Origin of the sequence: Marinobacter sp. X15-166B, from assembly GCF_001752365.1 — a bacterium.
Taxonomy (GTDB): Bacteria; Pseudomonadota; Gammaproteobacteria; order Pseudomonadales; family Oleiphilaceae; genus Marinobacter.
The window spans coordinates 3,048,696-3,063,415 of record NZ_MEIY01000001.1 but is presented as its reverse complement, the minus strand read 5'-3'; the positions used below and the strand labels follow the sequence as shown (position 1 = coordinate 3,063,415).

General features: G+C 56.9%; 18 protein-coding genes and 1 pseudogene. 13 read left to right on the top strand and 6 right to left on the bottom strand.

The features are described from left to right. The first annotated feature begins 78 nt into the window (after positions 1-78). The 6 genes from BG841_RS14475 to BG841_RS14450 all read left to right on the top strand — a co-directional run bounded on the left by BG841_RS14475 (position 79) and on the right by BG841_RS14450 (position 3,175). Positions 79-570 (top strand): hypothetical protein, encoded by a 492-nt coding sequence (locus BG841_RS14475; protein ID WP_070058292.1) that lies wholly within the window; start codon positions 79-81, stop codon positions 568-570. A gap of 136 nt (positions 571-706) precedes the next feature. Further along, the gene (locus tag BG841_RS14470) at positions 707-976 is read left to right on the top strand and encodes a type II toxin-antitoxin system Phd/YefM family antitoxin (RefSeq protein ID WP_070058291.1); all 270 of its coding nucleotides are present in this window, start codon (positions 707-709) and stop codon (positions 974-976) included. After that, positions 977-1,270, top strand: a complete 294-nt coding sequence (locus tag BG841_RS14465) for a type II toxin-antitoxin system RelE/ParE family toxin (RefSeq protein WP_070058290.1) — start codon at positions 977-979, stop codon at positions 1,268-1,270. Next, on the top strand, positions 1,251-1,898 hold the full coding sequence (locus BG841_RS14460) for a hypothetical protein (RefSeq protein ID WP_141737107.1): 648 nt from the start codon (positions 1,251-1,253) through the stop codon (positions 1,896-1,898). The genes BG841_RS14465 and BG841_RS14460 overlap by 20 nt, the downstream gene beginning before the upstream one ends. Before the next feature lie 48 nt (positions 1,899-1,946). Next, a complete protein-coding gene (locus BG841_RS14455) occupies positions 1,947-2,561 on the top strand; it encodes a hypothetical protein (protein WP_070058288.1) in 615 nt (204 codons plus the stop codon). Positions 2,562-2,713: 152 nt separating this feature from the next. Further along, on the top strand, positions 2,714-3,175 hold the full coding sequence (locus BG841_RS14450; RefSeq protein WP_070058287.1) for an SRPBCC family protein: 462 nt from the start codon (positions 2,714-2,716) through the stop codon (positions 3,173-3,175). A 275-nt stretch (positions 3,176-3,450) separates the two neighbouring features. On the opposite strand, the gene BG841_RS16615 is transcribed toward BG841_RS14450, so the two are convergent. From BG841_RS16615 to BG841_RS14430, 6 genes and pseudogenes are all read right to left on the bottom strand, one after another. Then, positions 3,451-3,618 carry a CopG family antitoxin gene (locus tag BG841_RS16615; protein WP_228141740.1) on the bottom strand — a complete coding sequence of 56 codons (168 nt, stop codon included), beginning with the start codon at positions 3,616-3,618 and terminating at the stop codon, positions 3,451-3,453. Then, positions 3,548-3,913 carry a hypothetical protein gene (locus BG841_RS17475; RefSeq protein ID WP_228141746.1) on the bottom strand — a complete coding sequence of 122 codons (366 nt, stop codon included), beginning with the start codon at positions 3,911-3,913 and terminating at the stop codon, positions 3,548-3,550. Before BG841_RS17475 ends, BG841_RS16615 begins: the two co-directional genes overlap by 71 nt. 130 nt (positions 3,914-4,043) lie before the next feature. Continuing rightward, entirely contained in the window at positions 4,044-4,871 is an 828-nt protein-coding gene (locus BG841_RS14445; protein WP_070058286.1) for a MipA/OmpV family protein, read from the bottom strand. Between the two features lie 92 nt (positions 4,872-4,963). Beyond that, on the bottom strand, positions 4,964-6,433 hold the full coding sequence (locus BG841_RS14440) for a UdgX family uracil-DNA binding protein (RefSeq protein ID WP_083260273.1): 1,470 nt from the start codon (positions 6,431-6,433) through the stop codon (positions 4,964-4,966). A 17-nt stretch (positions 6,434-6,450) separates the two neighbouring features. Then, complete coding sequence (locus BG841_RS14435; protein ID WP_070058285.1) at positions 6,451-7,719, bottom strand: putative DNA modification/repair radical SAM protein; 1,269 nt, start codon at positions 7,717-7,719, stop codon at positions 6,451-6,453. 110 nt (positions 7,720-7,829) lie between these two features. Further along, positions 7,830-9,288, bottom strand: a pseudogene (locus tag BG841_RS14430) (exonuclease domain-containing protein). 232 nt (positions 9,289-9,520) lie between these two features. On the opposite strand from BG841_RS14430, the gene BG841_RS14425 reads away from it, so the two are divergent. The 7 genes from BG841_RS14425 (at position 9,521) to BG841_RS14395 (ending at position 14,694) form a co-directional block, all read left to right on the top strand. Next, positions 9,521-10,399, top strand: coding sequence for a PhzF family phenazine biosynthesis protein (locus BG841_RS14425; RefSeq protein ID WP_070058858.1), 879 nt, complete (start codon positions 9,521-9,523; stop codon positions 10,397-10,399). 92 nt (positions 10,400-10,491) lie between these two features. Continuing rightward, positions 10,492-10,818, top strand: coding sequence for a cupin domain-containing protein (locus tag BG841_RS14420; RefSeq protein ID WP_228141671.1), 327 nt, complete (start codon positions 10,492-10,494; stop codon positions 10,816-10,818). A gap of 214 nt (positions 10,819-11,032) precedes the next feature. After that, positions 11,033-11,401, top strand: a complete 369-nt coding sequence (locus BG841_RS14415; RefSeq protein ID WP_070058284.1) for a DUF3703 domain-containing protein — start codon at positions 11,033-11,035, stop codon at positions 11,399-11,401. Positions 11,402-11,497: 96 nt separating this feature from the next. Beyond that, positions 11,498-11,896: a VOC family protein gene (locus BG841_RS14410; RefSeq protein WP_070058856.1), complete on the top strand. Its 399-nt coding sequence runs from the start codon at positions 11,498-11,500 to the stop codon at positions 11,894-11,896. Positions 11,897-11,939: 43 nt separating this feature from the next. Then, positions 11,940-13,079: a PQQ-dependent sugar dehydrogenase gene (locus tag BG841_RS14405; RefSeq protein WP_070058283.1), complete on the top strand. Its 1,140-nt coding sequence runs from the start codon at positions 11,940-11,942 to the stop codon at positions 13,077-13,079. Between the two features lie 199 nt (positions 13,080-13,278). Then, entirely contained in the window at positions 13,279-13,719 is a 441-nt protein-coding gene (locus tag BG841_RS14400) for a GNAT family N-acetyltransferase (protein WP_070058282.1), read from the top strand. An 84-nt stretch (positions 13,720-13,803) separates the two neighbouring features. Continuing rightward, the gene (locus tag BG841_RS14395) at positions 13,804-14,694 is read left to right on the top strand and encodes an NAD-dependent protein deacetylase (protein WP_070058281.1); all 891 of its coding nucleotides are present in this window, start codon (positions 13,804-13,806) and stop codon (positions 14,692-14,694) included. Positions 14,695-14,720 lie beyond the last annotated feature (26 nt).

The following is a 14,720-nucleotide window of genomic DNA, read 5'->3' as shown; positions in this document are numbered from 1 at the left end:
GAATTCTCACTAGTAGTCTCAGCTATGAACAACGGCAATTTTGGGACGCGGTAGACAAAGGCTGCGGAGGATATTGAGATGCTGAAGCTATTTGTGTCTGGGCTATTGGTTGCACTCTCGTCGTTGTCCGTGGCAGAAGCACCGGATGGAAATCATCACCACATCACGAGCAAAATCGCGGAGTACACTCAAGCATTTGACCGTTGTAATCAGCTTGTTAAGAGAAGGGATCTACCTAGTGAAGAAATAATCGCCAAACTGACCGGTTTCACTCAGCGTGATATCGAGCGCCTGCTGATGTCAAAGGCCGCATTGTTGCGTCACGAATGCGAAAAACCAGAATTGGCGGAACTCGCTTACACAATCCTGATCACGGAAAATGAGGAGCTTCAGCAACAAACCCGAGAGGCCATCTCAGCCATCAAGGTGCTGGCGTTCTCTGGCGACATTCGAAAATTTCAAGCGATTTACGAGTCCGTCCCCGCTGAAATTAGGCGGACACTAGAAGAGGTTGGCTATTTTGACCGACCTTTTGACGATCGTAAGGTACTCGATGCAATCCGCGAATAGCCATAACAATGCGGTCAACGAGACGCCAATTACGCTGCGCTCCGTTGGCGCCCATTACCACTGGGGGTATATTCTCTTGACCGCACCTGTTGACTGGTGCTAAAAATGATACCTGTTCTATTTTGGAGTATGTGTCATGCAGGTAAAGTTTTCAGAAGACGTTGTCCCCCTTTCAGATCTAAAGATTAATCCTGGAAAGGTAGTTAATCGAGCTCAGGATACGCATCGCCCAATCTTGCTTACCAGCCGAGGCCGTGGCGTAGCTGTGGTTCAAGGGCTTGAGGAATTCGAGAGAACTGCCGAAGAACTTCGGTTTGTTAAAGCTGTAGCGCAAGGTCTCATGGATGTGCGCGAGGGCAACACTGTTTCGCTGACTGAGGCAAAGAAAGCACTGGGTATTCGGTAAATGGAGCTACGCATCGCCCAGTCTGCTCTTGAGGATTTGCAAGACATTCAAACGCACTATATTGATGAGGGTGTGCCACAAATCGGTGATGAATATGTCGTTGCCATGCTGGATCATACCGAAATGCTGGTGCCTCACCCTGATTCCGGCCGAATTGTTCCCGAGTTTGGTTTGAGCCATATCCGAGAGTTAATCCATGCGCCTTTTCGAGTTGTTTACCTGAGGCAAGAAACCGAGGTTGTGCTCATTCGGGTCTGGCGAAGTGAGAGGCAGCTTGAGTTACCCGAAAGCTAAATATAACCAATGGCTGTTGTCGGACGCGCCTACGCTGCGCTCGGGCACGTCGCAAAGCCAGGCGTTGGGCATCACAGCGGGACCAGTCATGTCAGAGGTAATTCTTTCGAGGCTAGCGGAGGCAGCAACTGAGGCCAGAGCTCACTACCAGGTTTGGTGGGCAATTGAGCACGACGGCAGGAAAAGCTTCCTTGCGCAGCTAAACCACTACTACGACTTCTTTGAAGCAACTCGCATCGCGCACTTTCGAGCCATGATTGTTGCCGCATGGAAGCCATTTGATTCAAACTCACGCACGGCATCTTTTAGCGCGCTCCTAAATTCGAATCCGTCCTTCTTGACTCCTGGACTGGAAACGGCGATCAGAGCCCATATTGCGCCGTCTAAAATGATCACGGCGCTACATCAGGTTAGGCACTTGTTTGTCGCTCATCGGAATGCAGCTCAAACGGCAGAGAAGATTTTTCGACGCGCAGATGTCACGCCATTTCAGCTCAGCGACCTAATCGACGGCTCCGCTGATATCGTGAGAGAGCTGCAGCGTAGCAGCGGCATCACGAACACCGTCTTTGAAAGCGATCGTGGTTACAAGTCCACCATTGAGCTCTTCGAGGCACTGGCAAAGTGATGCCCAACCATCGAAGCCACGCGCGTTAGCCCTCAAGGAAGCATGGCGATGATCTCGACAGTGGAAATTGAACAGCGTAGGACATCAGACCAGTTAAAAACATTCGTGAAAGACGTTCGGAAACGGATTGAGTCATGCCCCGGAGAGTTGCGACGCGCTCAGAACGGCGAAGGGCGCTACAGAGAATTTATCAACGAGGTCTGGCCACTCTCCCAATTCGCTCACTTGCTTTATCCGCCTGGGACGTTATTTCTTCCAGTGCTTGGAAACCAAGGTTATGACGTTGAAGTTTTTGATGAAGAAGGTGAGCCCCTGGATAAAATCGAAATCGCTAAACCGCATGATGGCCAGGCGAACGCAGAAAATAACCGCCTCCTGAACGAACGGAGGGTTGGCCATATTCGGGTTTGTGATTTTGGAGGCCAGTTGGACGCGCTGAAACCCTGGATTGCGAGCACCGCAGAAAACAAATCACTCAAGGACTACAGCGATTGTACTCTTGTACTTGTGGCGTTGACCGATCCACCATTCGATGAAGAGCTGCCAATCTTAGAACAACGGTGTATCGAGTTCGTGCAGAGGTTGAAGCAAATGGCCTATCGCGCAAAGCGCGCGTTCTTGGCTGTTCCATCGCTAGATAAGTGCTTTGAAATTCAGGGCTAACAAGGCGGTCAACCGGACGCCAAAAGCTTACCGCTTTTGGTTCCCTCCGCTGCTGCTCTGGCGCCGGTTACCTCAGCGTTCGAGGCCATGAGTGTGGTTCTGTTCCAAGCCTTTAGTCACTAGGAGGCACCACAAAAAAGGAGGCAATCCATATGCTGTCGATACCATTCACCGTCCGGCGTTCCATCGAAATCGACAAACCGCCAGACTCGATCTTCACCTCGATCTCTGACTTCAATACCTGGCGTAGCTGGTCGCCTTGGCTGAGCCAGGAACCCGAGTGCCCGGTGGAGATCGGGGGCGTCCCCGGCAAACCCGGTCACAAGCAGTCCTGGGACGGGAAGAAGATCGGTTCGGGGCACATGGAACTCTCAACAGTGGTGCCTGGTCAGACGCTCGAGTACGATCTCTCCTTCGTCAAGCCCTGGAAGAGCCAGTCCAAGGCCGCCTTCGAGTTCGAGCAGGAAGGCCAGGCGACAAGGGTAACTTGGTCCATGGAAGGCACCCTCCCGATATTCCTGTTCTTTATGAAGAAAAAGATGTCTGCCATGGTGGCAAAGGACTACGAGCGCGGCCTCGCCATGCTCAAGAAACTGCTGGAAGCCGAGACCTGAGCAGGCTCGAACAAGCAAATCCAGGCGACGGGTAAAGGCGTGACCTGCCCCCCCAATTTTACGCATGTGAACACGTAAAGTATGGCTCTGGCTGAGGCTAACCCACGAGGTGGGGGGAGCCCCCCAGAGGGGAGTCATGTGTTCCTCCTCTGTGTTATGAGGAAGGAGCGTCAACTTCGTGCTTACATGCTGGAAAACAGCTGACCCTACGCGCCACACAAATGCCCTTGCCTCCGCTTCGCGTCAAGGTCACCGGTGCGCTTTGCGTTAGCACCTCAGGACCGACGGCTATCGTTCACCTCATCCGCAAGCCAAGCCTTGATCAGCGATTGATAAGCCATATCCCGCTTGTTGGCGTCGATTTTGATCCGGTCAGGCAGAGTTTCCGGCAACCGGAGTGAAATCGTCTTGGTAGAAGGTTTCAGCGTCGGTATCGTCTGCACAACGACCTGTTTTACGCCGCTGCGCGGCTCCAAAATCGCCGCAAAGTTTCAGCGTTAACGCGGAAAAACCGAGCCGTGGCACCGGCAAGCCATCCGTATCAAAATTGAGTAACACGAAAATACCCGGCAGCGTAAGCCGAGTACCTGGAGTCAGTTGGTTATTACGAATCACAAGTTCCGGGATTGGGTGGTGCCTTGATAGAGGAATTTGAGGTCCGGGCCGGTTTGATTGGCGGGTCACCATAAGGCTGGCAGATCGAGTTGCCGCCAGATATTCGCAGATCGCCCCGAACACAGTAGACCGGTTCCTGAAAACGAACAATCCGCAACAGCTCCAGCCCGGGACCTTTGATCACTCTGTTCATGGTCTGGCGTAGTTCAGATCAGGCGGTGAAAAGGCTTTTCCTGCAGACTCGTCAGGCACTCTAGAATACGTAAATGAATCCGACGCCTGCTTCGGCTTCATAGTTGTTGCGTGAGATTGGGCTATCCTCAATTTCACTGCTATAGCGCTCATAAAGCACTTCGCCGAACACCTGCCAATTCTCGTTGATATAATTACGGTAATTGTAATGGGCTCCAATCGAGCGAAATCCGCCACTCAGGTCGGTCTCGTTCAGTCCCGATGCAGCAGACTGTCCTGCGTCTATGCCAAAATCTTTATTGGCATATTCGCTGTCGTGAAAAACCACGGCGACAGAAAAATCAGAACCGGTTCCGTCGTTCTGTTCGCCGAAGCGCCGCCCCACCCCAAAAATACCAAGATTTCCGTTTTCACCGGTTATCAACCGACCATCCAGCCAATAACGCCAATCGGCAACAAAAGCACGACGCGCTTGCAGCACAAACTCCAGACTTTCATCTGCATCGCCGAGTCCGTCCAGTCGACCGTCATCGGAATCACTCTCGTCTCTGCCCTCATCGTAGGCCACGGCGGCCTCAATCAGCCAGGTGTTAGAACGAAGACCACGCCACCCCAGCGACTCACCCGCCCAATAAAAAACATCATCGCCTCTGCGCCACTGTACCGCACCCGCAGGCTGGACTTCGAAGCCGAATTCATCCGACCCTTCATAGGCAGGTTCGTATTCAACACCCAGGCCCAACCCCAAGGCCCAGCCATCAGTACCCCTCGTGAAGTCGGCGACCGAGGGCAAGGGCACCACAGCTGCTTTCCCGTCTTGTGCTGATGCTGTGAGCATGAAGAAACCATGCATGAACATTACCAGCAATACACTCGTCACCTTTTTCATTTGAACCCCGCACCCGTGTGTGTCAGCACAAATTGAAGCCGTAAGGTAGGTGGATATGACCTGAAGTATAGCAGCGCTTTTGCGTGCGGGTACTACGGCGAACGCAGCAACTGCAGATGCCTGGCGGCCACCTGCAAGTCAGCCACAAAACGCTCCAGGTCATGGGGACTCTCGCCATTGCGCAACAAATACGCCGGGTGGACGGTGATCAGGTAATGGCGACCCTGCCGGGTAATTACCTTGCCCCGATCACGCGTCACTTGCATGCCCTGCCCTAACTGCGCCTGCGCGGCGGTGGCACCCAGGCAGACGATGATGTCCGGCTGGACCTGGTCGATCTCTGCCGCCAGCCACGGAGCGCAGGCCTGGATCTCTTCCTCGCGGGGGCGCTCGTGCAGGCGGCGCTTGCCGCGGGCACGAAACTTGAAATGCTTGACGGTATTGGTGATGTACAACTCGTCCCGGCGCAGACCCGCCGCGGTCAGCGCATGGTTCAGCAACGCCCCTGCCGGGCCGACGAACGGCTTGCCCGTCAGATCTTCCTGGTCCCCCGGCTGTTCGCCGATCAGCATGATTGGTGCGGGTACGGGTCCCGCGCCAAACACGGTCTGGGTCGCCGGCTGCCACAGGGGGCAGTTACGGCATTTCTGCGCTGCCAAGGCCAACTGCTGAATCGATCCGGGTTCACTGTGTTGAATCGCGTCATTCAGTGTTTGCTCAGGTGCGGCGGGACGGGGACCGCAGCGGAGCTGCTCCGCGGTTTTAACCTCGTTTGTCATGGTGTCTACCCGGTTGCCCGACTCTCGGACCAACTCCGGGATCAGCCGGGCTTCCGGTAAGTTCTTCCAGTACTTTTGCGGCATCTCCGACAGCATGGCCTGAATTTTCACCCGGGCCGGGTTGAATATACTGCGGTAATAACAGCGCCAGGTTTCTTCCACCAAATCGTCGCCAGGCGCTGCTGCCTTGTCCGCCCCGGCGCTGAACCACACCTCGCCCCTGCCCTCCCAGTGCGCGCAGCAATCGGGTGTCAAAATCGACCAGCACATATTAGCGAAGCGCCGCTGAAAAAAAGGTGCGGCGTACTCGACGATATAATGATCCGGTTCGAACCAGGCGATGTAGCGCGGGTCGCCGTCTGCACCATCGACGGCCCGAAAACGCACGAAGGCTTTCATTTTATGCACATCGCGACTCACCGCTTTGGCGTAATAGTGCAGCTGGACAACAAGCGGGTCACTGCTGAGCGCCATGAGATGGTGTTCGCCATGGGTCATCCGCCACAGCAAGTGGTACAGCAGCGCCCAGCGGTCGCCGTTGCGATGACAACTGGCGGCGCGGGCTTGAGTCAGGAAGGGTTTCGGTACGCGAATGTTTGCGTTGCCGGCCGTCGCAATCGCCCGTGACTGGGTCTCATCGGCTTGCCACCACACCCGCTGCGGCGGCACCTCATCCAGCAACAACTGCCGTGCCCGCTGTTGCCAGCTGGTAAAGTCTGGATGGATGCGCACGGCGGTCAGGGCGGGCGTGTCCGCATCATCAAATAGCGATTTTTGCGTCATAACGGCACCGGTTCACCTTACCACAGGGATAGTTGCTGCGCGGAAGGGGTGTAGCGTATGCGCAGCCTGTCGCTGTCGAGCTCATTGAGGGAGGGGTGATGATTCGCGCAAACGACGAAGGGCATCGCCTTTTTCACGCCGGCGCGCATGGCAACGAGGTCTTCCAGACGCACTTTGTGAAACCTGCGCATCTTCAGTATGCGGTCAACGCTTTTCACACCAATCCCGGGGATACGCAGCAACCGTGCCCGGGAGTCGCGATTCAGGTCGACCGGGAAGAAGCCACGATTGGCGAGCGCCCAGCCCAGCTTGGGATCGACCTCAAGGGACAGCATGCCGGGCGCCCTGCCCGGCTCCGCAGACTGGGTGATTTCATCGGCCGTGTAGCCGTAGAAACGCATCATCCAATCGGCTTGATACAACCGGTGCTCCCGCAACAACGGCGGTTGCCGGACGGGCAATCGCAGCGACGCATCCGGAATGGGGCTGAACGCCGAATAATAGACTCGCCGAAGCCCATAACCGGCATACAGCTCCGACGAGGTTTGCAGGATCTGCGCGTCGGTGGACGGTTCTGCGCCCACGATCATCTGGGTGGATTGCCCCGCAGGTGCGAACGCCGAGGGTTTCCCCTTTTCAGAACGACGGGATTGCCTGCGCCAGTCTTCCCGATCCGCGACCGCTTCGTCTCGGCGGGCCCGGATGCGCGCCATCGACAGCTTGATGGTACGCTGGTCTTTTTCCGGCGCCAGGTCTGCCAGGGCCTGCTGCGTGGGCAGTTCAATATTGATGCTGAGACGGTCGGCATAGCGGCCCGCTGCGGCCAGCAATGCACCGTCGGCATCGGGGATGGTTTTTAAATGGATGTAACCGCGAAAATCGTGTTCCTCCCGCAGCGCGCGCGCGACGGCAACGAGCTGTTCCATGGTGTAATCCGCATTACGGATCACACCGGAGCTTAAGAACAACCCTTCAATATAATTTCGCTTATAGAAATCCAGGGTCAGACTCACGACTTCGTCGACGGTGAATCTGGCCCGCTGCACGTTGGAGGAGTTTCGATTGACGCAATAACTGCACTCGTAGATGCAATAATTGGTCAACAGGATTTTCAGGAGGGAAATGCAACGGCCGTCCGGGGCATAGGAATGGCAAATCCCCATACCTTCGGTAGAGCCTACCCCACGGCCCGTCGACGAGTTCTTGGCATCTGTACCACTCGACGCGCAAGACGCGTCGTATTTAGCGGCATCGGCCAGGATAGCGAGCTTTTCGATCAGATCCATACTGTATAATTATACAGCCCTGATGTCAGTGCGCCACTGCAAGAATCTAAAAATGATGTAATCGTAGCGAGGCAGCCTGCATCAATTTCCGGGCGCCGACGCTGCGACGCTCAGGGCATAAGCACATCCGGCGCCCCCACCGCAGGCAGCTCGATCAGGGCATGGCTTTTATCGGCCCTGCCCGTCAGGGCTTTCACCAGTAACTTGTAGGAATCCAGGTCGAAGGTGACAGACTGGCCGCGCAAAGACAGATCGTAGAGTTCGTGTTCCTCGTGCAGTGTGGTGACGTGTATCCAGTTATAGACCACCAGAATGTCCGATTCCGCTCCATTACCCCGGCGCTCGACAATCGCTACCGGCCCTTTCCACGGCCAGGTTTGTAATCGCAACCGGTGAAAGGCAATCTGCACCCTCAGATTGTAGCGGGTAGCGTCTTCCATGCCTTCACAGGCGCCCTTGCACCGCCCCAGCGCGCGCTGAAAACAGGGACCATCCCGTTCCGGTTCAAGGCCAAGCAACCGGTTACACAGCTCGTTTTTCACAGCAATGCCGCTTAACGCTCGCTCGGCATCGCGCTTGCTCCGAAACAGCCCAAAATAACTGGCGAGCCGATGGGGCACTATCTCCCGCACCAGGCGCGCCTGCAGGTAACCGGAATCGTTCGGCACCAGCTCGATGCTCACCAGCTTTTTCGCCGCGCGGGAGCGGCGGTTGAACAGGGGGTTAAGCGTTTTGATCTGGCGAAGCTCCAGCAACAGTGCCCCGAGCTCGCCGGCGGTTTCTGTGTATTCGACCCTGCGCAAGCTTTCGGATATACGCACGCCTCGACTGGTGTTGTGATCACCGGAGAAATGGGAAGCCACACGCTGGGCAATATTGGTGCTCTTGCCCACATACAGAAGCACATCGTTTTCGCCGTAAAATCGATAGACCCCCGGGCCCCGGGCCCCGGGGTAAGTCTTGCAACGTGTCCGCCGGAAGGTGCGAAGGGATGCTCGGTCTTTGCAGCAGGGTGGCAATGGCCTCCTCCAATTGCGCAGCGCCTTTGTCCGCCAGTGCCTGGGTGAAAAACGCGAGCATTGCAGAAACATCCCCCATGGCCCGGTGCCGCTGCACCGGGGCCAGGCGGTGGCGTTCAATCAGCGCGTCCATGTTGTGCCGGCGAAATTCCGGATACAGGCGCCGGGAAAGCTTCACCGTGCATAAAACCCGCGCAGAAAACAGCCGCCCCAGGCGACGGTATTCCGATTTGATAAATCCGTAATCGAAGCGTGCGTTGTGGGCCACAAATACTGTGTCCCGCAGCTTCTCTTCGAGCGTATCCGCTATGGTTTCAAACGCGGGGGCATCGGCGACCATGGCGCTGGAAATACCGGTCAACCGTTCGATAAACGGCGAGATCCGCACCCCCGGATTGAGCAACGTTTGCCACTCCCCCACTACCTCGCCCGCGCGCCAGAAGCGGATCCCGATTTCAGTAATACGGTCACGGGACGAATTCCCACCGGTGGTTTCAATATCGAGAAACGCAAACGTGGTCTGCTGGAGATAGCTATGCCTGGAGGCCATCGAACCATCCTGATACGGTCATAAACACGCTGTTACTGGTATGGGTTCAGTATTTCATACGTCATTAAGCCAGATGAAGCTTACCTTGACGACAAATCCGGTGAGGTGCAGCTATCCTGTAAGGCACGGGGCCGGCGATGGCGGTATCCTTGTCGATCGACACTGCCGTGCGGACTCCGGCGAACAAGCCGCCCCTGCTACCGTAAGCGGCAGACCTGAGTTGGAGGACCTCATGCGCATCGACGTACAGATCGTAAACGCCTTCATTGACGGCACCAGCGGCGGCAACCCGGCCGGTGTTGTGGTGGATGCAAATGCCCTGACCGCAGCGCAGAAGCTGAAGATTGCCCAGCAGGTCGGTCATTCGGAGACCGCGTTCGTTTCGGCGTCCCGTTCGGCAACCATCAAACTCGAGTTCTTCACGCCCACACGACAAATCGCCCACTGCGGGCACGCCACCATTGCCACCTTTGCTCTCTTGCGACAACTAGGCATCGTCGGCGAGGGCCGCCTTTCCAAAGAAACGATTGATGGCAATCGGGACATCCTCGTGGAGGGTGACACGGTCTTCATGGAGCAGCGGGCCCCAACGTACACACGAGTCTCCGTTACATCTGCACTAGGCGTGCAGGCGCTTACCTCGCTCGGTCTTTCGCAAGCGCAGGTACTGAGCGGACTCGATCCGTTTGTGGTCAACACCGGGAACGGTTTTCTTCTCGTACCCCTGGCGGACGAGCGCTCGGTGGCTGACCTGAAACCAGACCTTCGCCTGGTGGAATCCCTCAGCAACGAATTGGATCTTATCGGGTATTACGTCTTCTCGACCACGACCCAGATACCGGGCCGACACGCTGGCGCCCGCATGTTTGCTCCGCGGTTCGGAGTGCCCGAGGAAGCAGGAACCGGAATGGCGGCAGGCCCGCTGGCGTGCCTTCTGCACGATCATCTCGGCGTGGCGGACCTGGAGATACTGATTGAACAGGGCCGGCTGATGCAGCCTCCTTCGCCGAGTGTCATCAAGGTTGTACTCGACGTTGCCGGTGGCAGGATCGCTGGCCTGATGGCCGGAGGCACCGCCCGTGCGATGTCGTCTGTGCGGGTTGAGGTTTAAAAGTGCCGGGCACACCCGGTATCACCAAACGGTCAGTGTTCCGTCCCGGCAAAGGGCACGATCCTCCAACGGTTATGTGATATGAGCGCAGAATGATGGCCAATATTGATAATCTGTTTGAATCACTTCCTGAATCGATTGACGAAGAAGTGTTCACTGAAATTATTCGTGGAGAGACTATCAAAATAGAGCGGATTGTTTCCAAAGGCCATACGTCTCCGAAATCCGGCTGGTACGACCAAAAAGCCAACGAATGGGTTGTGCTTCTCAAGGGTGAGGCAAAGCTAGCCTTTGCAAACGGCAATGATGTGCATTTGATGCCAGGGAGTCATGTCAACATCCCGGCTCATACCAGGCACAAAGTACGATGGACAACCCCGGAGACAGAAACCATCTGGCTGGCCATTCATTACACCTAGCCATTTCACCTGCCGGCAGGTGCTTGGGGTGCCCGTTGTTCGCCACTGCAGTGCCAAACCTCATGAGCGGCGCTCAACGGCCCGATTTCCCTGCGCGCAGGCGTGGAACCCTTTGTGAACATTGGCCGTCTGCGGATGCATGAAAACAATCGGCGCACCCCAGCCCAATACTTGTCCGTTCGAGTACAATGAGATTTAAAAAAGGGAGGTCGGTATGCAAGGTACGTTTACACGGCGAGTCGCCCCCTACGTTGGGGCCGAGCTGGCGAATGCCCGGCGGGCCCGGTCAGCTGGTGACCGCCAGCAGGAATTTGCCCACCTGGAACGGGCCCATGTGCTGGGTCAGGAATCCACATACTGGCACGTCAAGGTCCATACCCTGATGCTGTCCTGGGCCATGCGGAACGGCGCTTTGCGGGAGATATGGGGGCAGCTGTTCCGGATTGCTGGCGCGGCCACCAAAACCGCCTTCGGGCTGGTGCCGCAAGGCAACACTGGCGGTGCTGATGTCAGTCCGTTCAAGACAATGCCCATAGCGCCAGAGCTGGCCGCCTTGATCCAGAAGGCGAAGGCCGGAGAATAGGCCCCGGGGTCGGACAGATGCCTGTAACCCGGTCCACTCGCTAAGCCCCCGGTGCAATCTGCGTTAAATGAATAAACAATGACGAGGCAGAATGCCATGACACCCAAACTCCACGCTATAGACCATATTCACATTCACGTTTCGGACCGGCCAGCATCGGAGCAGTGGTATAACCGGGTTCTCGGTCTGCGGCGGGACAACAACCCGGACTCATCGGTCACAGGCGACGGCCCCCTGACCCTCTCAAATGATGAGGGCAGCGTTCACCTTGCGTTATTTGAATCCGCCAGCGACCAGCGCACCGTGGTCGCGTTTGCAACATCAGGCCACGAATACATGGCGTGGTTTGCCCACCTGAGAAAAGAAGGGCTGCAGGTCAGTCATGTTGATCATAAGGTGTCTTGGTCGGTGTATTTCAGAGACCCGGACCACAACCCCTATGAAATAACAACCTATGACTACGAACGTGTCAAACAGGCGTTAGAGCGTAGCTGACACCAAAGATCAACAGACCATTTTGCGCAACAAGGGGACAACCATGCAATCTTCACGGATACGAATCGGCCTGCCCCTTGTCTGGGCGCTGCTGGCGTCTGCCGGCTGCGCCGCGGCCGCTGATCGGGTGATCGAAGGCAATGCGGGGTCGCGGCTCATGGCCGAGAGCTTCGGTACCTTCAGCGAACCCTGGGCCATGACCTTTTTACCGGACGGAAATCTTCTGGTCACGGAAAAACCGGGCACTTTGCTCCTGGTCCGGCTGGACGACCGCGCAAAGCTGGCCGTCGCGGGTGTGCCCGAGGTCGCGTATGCCGGCCAGGGCGGTTTGGGCGACATTGTGCTCCATCCCCAGTACGAGGATAACCACTGGGTCTACCTTTCATACGCCGAGCAGGATCCGGCCCGCAACAAGGGCGCCGCTGTGGCCCGGGCGCGCTTGAATCCCGCGAGTGCACAGCCAACTCTGGAAGACTTTGAAGTCATCTGGCGCCAAACCCCCAAAGTCACCGGCAGTGGGCATTACTCCCACCGGTTGGCCTTCAGCCCGGACGGGCATCTGTTCATCACCTCCGGTGATCGGCAAAAGCAGACGCCGGCGCAGAGCTGGGAGCAAAATCTGGGCAAGGTCATCCGTATCAACGCGGACGGCTCCGTACCGCCAGACAATCCGTTTCAGGACAAGGGAGCACTTGCCCGGACCTTCTGGTCACTCGGCCATCGCAATCCGCTGGGTATAGCGTTCGACCGACAGGGGCAGCTGTGGACCCATGAAATGGGCCCCAGACACGGCGACGAATTTAACCTGACCATAGCGGGCGAGAACTACGGTTGGCCGGTGGTCTCCTGGGGGGATCAGTACTCCGGCTTTCCCATTCCCGATCACGACCGGCGACCGGAATTCCATGCCCCGGAAGTTTACTGGGTGCCGACTGTGGCCCCTTCAGGTCTGGCCATTTATTACGGCGCCATGTTTCCCGACTGGCAGGGCCAGGCCTTTATTGGCGGACTCAGGTCGGAGTCGCTGTTACGAATCAGCATCGAAGGTCATCAGGCCGAAGAAGCAGAGCGCTTTGCCATGGGTGAACGCATCCGCGAGGTGGAGCTGGGGCCTCACGGCGCTCTGTGGGTATTGGAAGACAAGCCCGACGGTCGCCTGCTGCGGCTTACGCCTCACCAGTGAGCGACGAAACAGTCCTGCCGGCAGCCGTCTATCCTGTGGCTGGAGCGCATTCGGCAGTTTCGGGGCCAGCCGGCCAGTCGCTTGGGCCCGAGCGCGATCGCGGATGGCGTAAGCTCGACTGGCACTGGCGCCTGCGTGCAGCTTTGGACCGGGGCCCCTTGCGCTATTTTATACATCAGCACTACGGATTGGTGACCCTATGCAGTTAACCAAAATCGAAAAAAACAAATTTTCGCTATGGAAAAAATACCGGAATGCGGTTTACAACTCCGTGTCCGACGAATTCCATAGCATGGAAATGGAGCGAATCTACCAGGATAACGAATGGTTTTGCCATTTCATTGCAGACGAAAACCATCACATTATTGGCTTGGTTGAATTATCATCTCGAAACGTGGTGGATGGCTGTTTGAGCAGCCCCGTGGCCTATATCGAAGGGTTATATATCGAAGAGCAATATCGCGGCCGGGGTCTGGGCAAAAAGCTTATCAAATCCATACTGGACTGGTGCAAACAAAACGGTTTTACTGAACTGGCAACCGACACAGAGCTGGACAATCTCGACGCGCAAAAGTTTTTTCATGCGGTTGGTTTTAAAGAGACTTTTCGAATAGTCGAGTTTTGTAAAAAAATCACATGACGCATGTCCGGACCGCCCAGGTCGGCGCGGCCCGTCGGTAGAAATTGAAAAAAATGGCCGTTTTCTGTGTAGAAGGACCGAGTTATGAGCCTCGCCAAAGATCCGATCGGCGCGCGACCGCCTCCCGCCTCCAGCGCACCCCTGCCGACCCATACTCTGGATGAGGCCGCGGATCGACTCGCGAATTTTCTGGACCGTCACCCTCGCACGTTTGTGCTGACCGGCGCTGGCCTGAGCACCGATTCCGGCATCCCGGATTATCGCGACCGCAACGGCGCCTGGAAACGACGACCACCGGTGCAGCATCAGGACTTCATGGCGCATCTCCAGGTACGCCAGCGGTATTGGGGCCGCAGTCTGATCGGCTGGCCAGTCGTCCGCGACGCCCAACCCAACAGTGCCCATCGGCACCTGGCCGAACTGGAACGCCGCGACTACATAGGCCAGGTGGTCACCCAGAACGTCGATCGCCTGCATCAGCGAGCAGGCAGCCACCAAGTGATTGATCTGCACGGTCGCGCCGATGAGGTGGTGTGCATGGGTTGTGGCGAGCGCATGGCCCGATGTCAGGTGCACCAGCGCTGCTGGCAACTCAACCCGGATTTTCGCCACTTTACCGCCCAGGCTGCACCGGATGGGGACGCTGACCTGGAACTCGATTTCAGCGAATTCCGCACCCCCGATTGCCATCAGTGTGGTGGCATCCTCAAGCCGGATGTGGTGTTTTTCGGTGCCAATGTGCCCAAACCCCGGCTGGCTGCAGCCCTGGCGGCCCTGCAGTCCAGCGATGCCCTGCTGGTGGTCGGCTCTTCGCTGATGGTGTTCTCCGGATTCCGGTTCTGCCGCCACGCAGCGGACTGGGGGATACCGATGGCCACCTTGAACCTGGGCCATACCCGCGCAGACGGTCTGGCCGACCTGAAGCTCAACGCCCGCATCACTGAAACCCTGGCGCTCACTCTGGCGCGCCTGTAGCCTGACAATATCCGCTCACGCGTCGC